This window comes from Streptomyces sp. 8P21H-1, assembly GCF_013302945.1.
The window spans coordinates 1-462 of sequence record NZ_JABTYA010000139.1 but is presented as its reverse complement, the minus strand read 5'-3'; the positions used below and the strand labels follow the sequence as shown (position 1 = coordinate 462).

Sequence of the window (462 nt, the reverse complement as noted above, 5' to 3'; positions counted from 1 at the left end):
GGGCGCCGGGCGGCACGGCGAGTTCCGCCGGGCCCGGCCACCGGGGCCGGCCGGTCCGGTAGGCGTCGGCCGCCGGCGAACCGCCGGAGAGGAGGTAGCCGTCGGGCAGGCCGTACAGCGCCCGGGGCACACCGGCCGACCCGATCAGGCGCAGCCGGTCGCCGTGCTCCTCCGGGACGTACACGAGGGCGAGGGCGGCGCCGCCGTACACGAGTACCTGTTCGAGCACGCTCCGCAGTCGTTCCGGGGGGCCGAGGTCCGTGGGCAGCGCCTCCAGGGCGAGTTCGGCACGCAGTGTTCTCGTTCCGCGCTCCGTGTCGCCCTCACTGACCACGTCCGTCATTAGAACGCTTCCGGACCGCGGACGCAGCCCCTGTGACCGTTCCGAAGCACGAGGACGCGTCGGCGGGCCGCGCGCGACGCCGTCCCGGGCACTCCGGCGGCGCCGCCGTGAGCCCCGCG

Annotated in this window: 1 pseudogene; it reads right to left on the bottom strand. The window is 76.4% G+C overall.

From position 1 onward, the window contains the following. Positions 1–343, bottom strand: a pseudogene (locus tag HO151_RS02480) (PAS sensor protein); the annotation flags it as partial. Positions 344–462 lie beyond the last annotated feature (119 nt).